The organism is Enterobacter cloacae complex sp. GYL001 (assembly GCF_049237125.1).
Lineage (GTDB): Bacteria > Pseudomonadota > Gammaproteobacteria > Enterobacterales > Enterobacteriaceae > Enterobacter > Enterobacter hormaechei_C.
Genome location: NZ_JBMKGW010000037.1, coordinates 1 through 7264 on the forward strand (window position 1 = coordinate 1; position 7264 = coordinate 7264).

At 61.9% G+C, this 7264-nt stretch carries 10 protein-coding genes and 1 pseudogene; 6 read left to right on the forward strand and 5 right to left on the reverse strand.

Features of this window, described 5'->3' with window-relative positions; genetic code table 11:
• Positions 1-89: 89 nt before the first annotated feature.
• The gene (locus ACOTWU_RS24680) at positions 90-524 is read right to left on the reverse strand and encodes a mercury resistance transcriptional regulator MerR (protein ID WP_010981353.1); all 435 of its coding nucleotides are present in this window, start codon (positions 522-524) and stop codon (positions 90-92) included.
• Positions 525-594: 70 nt separating this feature from the next.
• On the opposite strand from ACOTWU_RS24680, the pseudogene ACOTWU_RS24685 reads away from it, so the two are divergent.
• The 5 genes and pseudogenes from ACOTWU_RS24685 to ACOTWU_RS24705 form a co-directional block, all read left to right on the forward strand.
• Positions 595-807: pseudogene (locus tag ACOTWU_RS24685) on the forward strand (mercuric reductase); the annotation flags it as partial.
• Positions 808-821: 14 nt separating this feature from the next.
• Positions 822-1460 (forward strand): organomercurial lyase MerB, encoded by a 639-nt coding sequence (merB, locus tag ACOTWU_RS24690; protein WP_000761850.1) that lies wholly within the window; start codon positions 822-824, stop codon positions 1458-1460.
• Between the two features lie 111 nt (positions 1461-1571).
• On the forward strand, positions 1572-1937 hold the full coding sequence (gene merD / locus ACOTWU_RS24695; RefSeq protein ID WP_031942307.1) for a mercury resistance co-regulator MerD: 366 nt from the start codon (positions 1572-1574) through the stop codon (positions 1935-1937).
• Positions 1934-2170, forward strand: a complete 237-nt coding sequence (merE, locus tag ACOTWU_RS24700) for a broad-spectrum mercury transporter MerE (protein WP_085013665.1) — start codon at positions 1934-1936, stop codon at positions 2168-2170. The genes merD and merE overlap by 4 nt, the downstream gene beginning before the upstream one ends.
• A gap of 15 nt (positions 2171-2185) precedes the next feature.
• A complete protein-coding gene (locus ACOTWU_RS24705; RefSeq protein WP_010981356.1) occupies positions 2186-2506 on the forward strand; it encodes a DUF3330 domain-containing protein in 321 nt (106 codons plus the stop codon).
• A 38-nt stretch (positions 2507-2544) separates the two neighbouring features.
• Here the strand turns inward: ACOTWU_RS24705 and ACOTWU_RS24710 are convergent, their stop codons facing one another.
• Genes ACOTWU_RS24710 through ACOTWU_RS24725 form a run of 4 tightly spaced genes read right to left on the reverse strand, consistent with a single transcriptional unit; the run spans position 2545 to position 7027 of the window.
• On the reverse strand, positions 2545-3159 hold the full coding sequence (locus ACOTWU_RS24710) for a recombinase family protein (RefSeq protein WP_010981357.1): 615 nt from the start codon (positions 3157-3159) through the stop codon (positions 2545-2547).
• Between the two features lie 60 nt (positions 3160-3219).
• A complete protein-coding gene (locus ACOTWU_RS24715; RefSeq protein ID WP_011405615.1) occupies positions 3220-4437 on the reverse strand; it encodes a TniQ family protein in 1218 nt (405 codons plus the stop codon).
• A complete protein-coding gene (locus ACOTWU_RS24720; RefSeq protein ID WP_000393453.1) occupies positions 4434-5342 on the reverse strand; it encodes a TniB family NTP-binding protein in 909 nt (302 codons plus the stop codon). The genes ACOTWU_RS24715 and ACOTWU_RS24720 overlap by 4 nt, the downstream gene beginning before the upstream one ends.
• 2 nt (positions 5343-5344) lie before the next feature.
• On the reverse strand, positions 5345-7027 hold the full coding sequence (locus ACOTWU_RS24725) for a Mu transposase C-terminal domain-containing protein (protein ID WP_010791757.1): 1683 nt from the start codon (positions 7025-7027) through the stop codon (positions 5345-5347).
• A 149-nt stretch (positions 7028-7176) separates the two neighbouring features.
• On the opposite strand from ACOTWU_RS24725, the gene ACOTWU_RS24730 reads away from it, so the two are divergent.
• Positions 7177-7264 (forward strand): hypothetical protein (locus tag ACOTWU_RS24730; protein WP_228293354.1); only part of this gene is annotated, 88 nt, incomplete at its 3' end.

The following is a 7264-nucleotide window of genomic DNA, read 5'->3' on the forward strand; positions in this document are numbered from 1 at the left end:
ATGTTTTCCATGATGGTTCTCCGAATGAAAGCCTGTCCTCAGCATAGTACTGGGAAGGAGGGAGTGACCATCTCATTAAATAAAGCACGCTAAGCTGTGGAAGCCCCTGCCAAGCTCGTTCCACCTTGCAACGACGCAATCAGCGGACACGAAACATTCCCCTGCCGCGAATGGCAGGCGCACACCAGGTCAGACAGCACAGCCTCCATGCGCGCCAAATCGGCCATCTTCTCGCGCACGTCTTGGAGCTTGTGCTCGGCCAGGCTGCTGGCCTCCTCGCAGTGGGTGCCATCGTCGAGCCGCAGCAACTCGGCGATTTCATCCAGGCTGAAGCCCAACCGCTGGGCCGATTTCACGAATCGCACCCGTGTCACGTCCGCCGCGCCATAGCGGCGAATGCTGCCATAGGGCTTGTCCGGCTCGGGCAACAAGCCCTTGCGCTGATAGAACCGGATGGTCTCCACGTTGACGCCGGCTGCCTTGGCAAAAACGCCAATGGTCAGGTTCTCCAAATTATTTTCCATACCGCTTGACTCCGTACATGAGTACGGAAGTAAGGTTACGCTATCCAATTCAAATTCGAAAGGACAAGCCGAGGAAGGTAGCGGACGACTCATTGGGGTACAGGCAGTGGCCCCGGAAGCGGGCGAGCTGATCCAGACGGCGGTGCTCGCGATCCGTAACCGCATGACCGTACAGGAACTGGCTGACCAGTTGTTCCCCTACCTGACGATGGTCGAGGGGCTGAAGCTCGCGGCGCAGACCTTCACCAAGGATGTCAAACAATTGTCCTGCTGCGCAGGATGAAAGGAGATGGAACCATGAAGCTCGCCCCATATATTTTAGAACGTCTCACTTCGGTCAATCGTACCAATGGTACTGCGGATCTCTTGGTCCCGCTACTGCGGGAACTCGCCAAGGGGCGTCCGGTTTCACGAACGACACTTGCCGGGATTCTCGACTGGCCCGCTGAGCGAGTGGCCGCCGTACTCGAACAGGCCACCAGTACCGAATATGACAAAGATGGGAACATCATCGGCTACGGCCTCACCTTGCGCGAGACTTCGTATGTCTTTGAAATTGACGACCGCCGTCTGTATGCCTGGTGCGCGCTGGACACCTTGATATTTCCGGCGCTGATCGGCCGTACAGCTCGCGTCTCATCGCATTGCGCTGCAACCGGAGCACCCGTTTCACTCACGGTTTCACCCAGCGAGATACAGGCTGTCGAACCTGCCGGCATGGCGGTGTCCTTGGTATTGCCGCAGGAAGCAGCCGACGTTCGTCAGTCCTTCTGTTGCCATGTACATTTCTTTGCATCTGTCCCGACGGCGGAAGACTGGGCCTCCAAGCATCAAGGATTGGAAGGATTGGCGATCGTCAGTGTCCACGAGGCTTTCGGCTTGGGCCAGGAGTTTAATCGACATCTGTTGCAGACCATGTCATCTAGGACACCGTGATCGGATATCGACCCAATGTTCTACGGCACCGGCATCGGATTCGCAGCGCGCGGATTGAACTCGGCGAAACGGTATATGCATTGCCGTGAACCGACCAAAAGGAGGTGTTCGATGAACGCCTACACGGTGTCCCGGCTGGCCCTTGATGCCGGGGTGAGCGTGCATATCGTGCGCGACTACCTGCTGCGCGGATTGCTGCGGCCAGTCGCCTGCACCACGGGTGGCTACGGCCTGTTCGATGACGCCGCCTTGCAGCGACTGTGCTTCGTGTGGGCCGCCTTCGAGGCGGGCATCGGCCTCGGCGCATTGGCGCGGCTGTGCCGGGCGCTGGATGCGGCGAACTGCGATGAAACTGCCGCGCAGCTTGCTGTGCTGCGTCAGTTCGTCGAACGCCGGCGCGAAGCGTTGGCCAATCTGGAAGTGCAGTTGGCCGCCATGCCGACCGCGCCGGCACAGCATGCGGAGAGTTTGCCATGAACAGCCCCGAGCGCATGCCGGCCGAGACGCACAAACCGTTCACCGGCTACCTGTGGGGCACGCTGGCCGTGCTGACTTGCCCCTGCCACCTGTCCATCCTCGCTGCCGTGCTGGCCGGCACAACCGCCGGTGCATTCCTTGTCGAGTATTGGGTCATCACGGCGCTCGGTTTGACCGACCTGTTTCTTCTGTCACTGGCGCGGGCGTTGCGGGCATTCAGGGAAAGATCATGAGCGCTTCCCGGCCGGATGGATGGACTACGGCGGAGGGCCCAAGCGTTCGAGCGCGGGCAAGGCTTTCTGTTCGCAAAGCCGATGCCGGCGGCGGCATTCGCCGTCTTCGTCAGTCAATGGAGGGGTGCCACCATGAATGCAAATGATCCGACCGCCACCAGTTGCTGCGTGTGCTGCAAGGAAATTCCGCTCGATGCCGCCTTCACACCGGAAGGCGCGGAGTACGTCGAGCACTTCTGCGGGCTGGAGTGTTATCAACGTTTCCAGGCGCGGGCCAGCACTGCGACCGAAACGAGCGGCGAACCGAACGCTTGCGGTTCGCCGCCGTCAAATTGAGACAAACCACGCTTTCGCTACGTCGCCTCATGTCGGCATCAAATTCGGCTGAGTAGCTTCTCGCCATCTGGACGTAGCTCGCCCTTGGGTGAAATATGCCGATACAGGGTCTGCCGCGTGATGCCAAGTTCCTGGCACAGGTCGCCGACCTTGGTCTCTGACTGCCCCATTGCCGCCATCGCCAGCCGCAGCTTGGCGGCGGTCATCTTGAACGGCCGGCCGCCTTTCCGGCCGCGTGCCCGTGCTGAGGCCAGGCCCGCCACGGTGCGCTCGGCGATCAACTCGCGCTCGAACTCGGCCAGCGCGGCGAAGATACCGAAGACCAGCTTGCCGGCGGCGGTCGTGGTGTCAATGGCCGCGCCGTGCCCGGTCAGCACCTTGAGGCCGATGCCGCGTCCGGTCAGGTCATGGACGGTATTGATCAGATGGCGCAGGTCGCGCCCGAGCCGATCCAGTTTCCAAACGACCAACGTGTCGCCTGGCCGTAGTGCCTTCAGACAGCTCGCCAGACCGGGACGATCCTCGCGTTTTCCGGACGCTTGGTCTTCATAGAGATGCGCCGGATCAACACCGGCCGCGACCAGCGCATCGCGCTGCAAGTCCGTCGCCTGGGAGCCATCCGCCTTCGATACTCGCATGTAGCCAATCAGCATCTTGTACCTGTCACATATACGTTCGATTATGTGACAGTTTGCATCGGGAAGCTCTGCACGTCAAAATTTGTCACTTAACCCGTCATTCTGTCTAAGGCATGCAAAGGGTAGGCTAGGCTCATAATGTGACAGAAATTCCGGGGGGATGCCTTCCTTCGCGAAGGTGGCGCGCAACTGTTCCAAGGAAGCGGGGTCGCGCCGACCATAGGAAGCCAACGCGAACAGCGAGCGTGCCGTCTCGGGGTTGTGTCGTGCTTCAATGATGGCCTCATCAATGGCCTGGATTGCACGCTGCCAGTGATCGACGGGTTCGGGCTTCGGCGCTTTCGCCGGCAGGCCACTGGTGAACCCGGTTTGGGGCTCGGACCAGAATAGCTTTGCGTGCTCGCCTGGCGGGCTTATATCCCTCACCTCAATCAAGCTGATTGCCGTTGCCGCCGCCTCCAGCATCTGCAACCGTACTGCCGGGTTCAGGGTTTCATACGGTCGCCACAGACTTTGCCCAGCACGCAGCGGATGCCCGCAGCATTCCCAGATTTGGCGGAGATACCCCGCGTAGGTGCCGCACGTCGAAAGCGGGGTGTTCAGCTCATCGAGCAGCGTGCGTAGCAGCCTAAACCACAATCCGGCGTGGATGCGTCGGCGCGGCAACTCCACGTGGCCGGTCGTCAGTGCCTGCCAGGTACGCTGGTCCATCGCCGCAATCGCGTCGCTGGCAGTGCGCGGTTCGGCGTCGGCGTTCTCCCAGCCGAGAAACCGCCCTGGCACGCCCCAATAGGATTCCAGCCAGCAGCCATGCAGTGGGCAGCTCAGCATCAGGGGCAGCTTCCACGCGAGCAGTACGGCTTGGTTCTCCGGATCGTTCAGACAGAGCGGGCAGGCGCGATGTATCGGCTGGCTGGGCAGCCAGGCACGCCAGCTCGTGATGGATCGCGTCCTACGGCGGAGTTTCGGCAGCAGCACCGAGAGCTGGAACGCATAGGTTTCCAATGCATCTGGAATCTGATCATCAAGGCTGTCCAGTAGCCAAGGCACCCAGCCGGCGAAACTCATGCAACGCAGCCGGTCCGGCTCGATGCCGCTCCGCTGGGAGAGCATCGCCAGCAGCGCCAGTGGTGGCGCGGTGTCCAGGTCATCAACCTGGCCGTGACCAAGATCGTGCTCCAGCAGCTCGGACACCTCCATGTGATAGCAAAGGGCCACGCGGTTGAGCCACGAAGACAAGGCTTCGCCTTCCCTGGGAGCCGGATGCAGTGGCCAGTGTGGCGCTGGCTTCACATCAGTTCCCGCTCGAATTGCCGCCGCCGCTCGCTGGGACCGGTGTAATCGGCCATGCTGAGCGTGCGATGGTTGATCGCTTCCTCACCGCTCTCCACGGCAGCGACGGCCGCCGCCATCAACAGGTGCGCCAGCTCGCCGATGGTGCCCTCGCTGCGCGTGAGCAGGTAGCGGGCCATATCCAGCGTGGCAATCGACGAGGGTCGCCGCAGCGGGAGCGAAGCCGCGAAGCTGGCCAGCAGTGAGCAGCAATCGTCGTTGGCCTCCCACACCGGCAGCATCATCGGCTCGAAGCGGTTTTCCAACTGGTCGTCCGAGCGGATCGCCAAGTAGGCATCGCGTGTGCCGACCCCGACCAGCGGGATGCGCAGCTCGTTGCCGAGGAAACGCAGCAGGTTGAGGAATTCCCGGCGGTTGACGCTGTTGCCGGCCAGGACGTTGTGCAATTCGTCGATCACCAGCATGCGCACGCCGACCTTGCGTAGCAGTGCCAGCGCCAATTGCTCCATTTCCGGCAGCCGTGGGCGCGGGCGCAATGGCGCGCCCATCGCGGCAAGTAGCGCGACGTAGAAGCGGATTACCGACGGTTCGGATGGCATCTGCACGACCAGTACCGGAATGTGCTCCTGGTCGGCGTCGGAGCTGGCCGGGTGGGTGCGGCGGAATTTCTCGACGATCATCGACTTGCCGTTGTTGGTTGGACCGACCAACAGCAGGTTGGGCATGCGTTGTTTGTTCGGCCACGCATACAGGGCTTCCAGCCGATTCAGCGCCTCGACTGCTCGCGGATAGCCGATCCAGCGGTCAGCGCGAAGGCGATGGATGCGTTCGTCCGCCGGAAGACGGGCCAAGCCCTGGGCCACCGGCATCAGGTGGGACAAGTCGATGATGGGATATTCTTCCACGGCTACCACTCCTCAATCTGGTCGAACGGTTTGGCAGGTGGCTGGTTGTCTGCCTGCGGGTCAGCCATGTCCGCGTCCGGTGGTGGCGTGGTTTTGAAAAGAACTGCCGTTGCCTTGAGATGCTGGCGTCGATCCGCGTCGCGCCGCGCCTTGCGCGTAGCTTTCTGCGCGGTGGACACGATTTCGCGCATCTGGCCGATCATGCGAAACAGCGCCGACTCATCCACCTGTTCGCGCCCTTGCTGCCGCAATTTCGCCAGCGCCTGTCGTTGTTCCCAGAGGGTGACAGCCGGGTGCGACAAGGTGCGGTATGGAATTTCCAGATAGTGCTGCCCCTCCGGCTCCAGCACCCAAATGCGGCTGATGTCGCGCGGGTCGCGCCGGATCAGGAACGCAGGCAAGCGGTCGCGCCGAGCTATCCACGGCTTGAGCGCATCGGCGTAGTAATGGATGTGGTCGATGACGAAGCCGGTGCGGGTCAGCGTGCGGCGGATGATGGGCAGAAAATCGACCAGAAAAGCCGTGGTGCGAGTGATGACGGTTGGCACGCCGGTCCGCGCGATAGCTTCGGCCCAGCGCGCTGCCGGCGGCTGGAGCAGGCCGTTGTGCACGGAGCCGTGGTAGGTGCCGACCGCCAATGTGAGCCAGCGCTCCAGCTCACGCAGCGTCAGGGCGGCCTTGTTTTCGGAATCGTAGTCGCCGCGCTGGTCAGGGTTGGAGAAGGTCGTCCCTGGCAATTCGTCGTGGATCATCTGCATCGCCGTGCCGATGATCCGTTCCACGATGCCGCCGTAGTGCGGCTGCCCGAGCGGGCGATAGTCAAGCCGGATGCCATGCTGCTCGCAGCCTCGGCGTAGCGCTTCGCTCTTGAACTCGGCCGCGTTGTCCAGGTAGAGCAGCCTGGGCTTGCCGCTCATCGGCCACTCCATTTCTATGTTCAGACCCTCCAGCCAGGGACGCTTGTCGCAGGCGACATGCACAAGGCACAGGCCGACCGAAACAGATGACGGCGCTTCCAGCGTGACGACCATGCCGAGCACGCAGCGGGTAAACACGTCGATGGCGATGGTCAGATACGGACGGCCAATCGGTTGCCGGTCGCGCTCGTCCACCACGATCAGGTCGATGACCGTGTGATCAATCTGCACTTGTTCCAGTGGCGCGGTCACGGCGGGAGGCTCACCACCGACACCTTGCAGGCTGCGGGACGCATCCTGACCTTCCCGGCGGCGAGTGGCCTTGAGCGGATCGAGGCCGGCGATCCGCAGAGCCACGGTGTTGCGCGCCGGCGCCCGCAGCTTTTGCGCTTTGCAAGCCTGCGCGACCTCGCGGTGGAACGCTGCCAGGCTACGCTTCTGCTTGGTCAGGAAGCGCTTTTGCAGCAACTCGCGGATGATGCGCTCAACTGATTCCGGCAAGCGTCCCTTGCCTTTTCCGCCGCCGGATCGGCTGCGAGCCAGGTCCGTCACAAGCCCAGCACCTTGCCGGGCACGGCGGATTAGGACATACACCTGCCGCCTGGACAGGCCAAGCGCGTGAGCAGCGGCATCGGCGGCTTCATGCCCGACCACATCAAGCGCTGCCAGCGGCCCGATGATTTCCGCCCGTTGCCGGGCCTGCGCCCAAGCCGCATCGGGCAGGGTGGCCACGCCTTGCTCGGCAATCAATGATGTGTCTGACGCCATGCTCACACCTCGCTTTGGTGCACACGAGTATTGAGCATAGTCGAGATTGGTGCAGATGACTTCTGATATTGCGTTGTCAGGAGTCGCCTGCACATCTGGCGTTACGCCCCGTCAATTGGTGCAGTCGTCTTCTGAAAATGACAACTATCATGGAAAACATTGCGCTCATTGGTATCGATCTGGGTAAAAACTCTTTCCATATTCATTGCCAGGATCGTCGCGGGAAGGCTGTTTACC

Bases quoted from the DNA above. Each gene is read 5' to 3' on its own strand.
- merD (WP_031942307.1), top strand. From the start codon at position 1,572: ATGAACGCCTACACGGTGTCCCGGCTGGCCCTTGATGCCGGGGTGAGC.
- ACOTWU_RS24680 (WP_010981353.1), bottom strand. From the start codon at position 524: ATGGAAAATAATTTGGAGAACCTGACCATTGGCGTTTTTGCCAAGGCA.
- merB (WP_000761850.1), top strand. From the start codon at position 822: ATGAAGCTCGCCCCATATATTTTAGAACGTCTCACTTCGGTCAATCGT.
- ACOTWU_RS24705 (WP_010981356.1), top strand. From the start codon at position 2,186: ATGGATGGACTACGGCGGAGGGCCCAAGCGTTCGAGCGCGGGCAAGGC.
- ACOTWU_RS24725 (WP_010791757.1), bottom strand. From the start codon at position 7,027: ATGGCGTCAGACACATCATTGATTGCCGAGCAAGGCGTGGCCACCCTG.
- ACOTWU_RS24710 (WP_010981357.1), bottom strand. From the start codon at position 3,159: ATGCTGATTGGCTACATGCGAGTATCGAAGGCGGATGGCTCCCAGGCG.
- merE (WP_085013665.1), top strand. From the start codon at position 1,934: ATGAACAGCCCCGAGCGCATGCCGGCCGAGACGCACAAACCGTTCACC.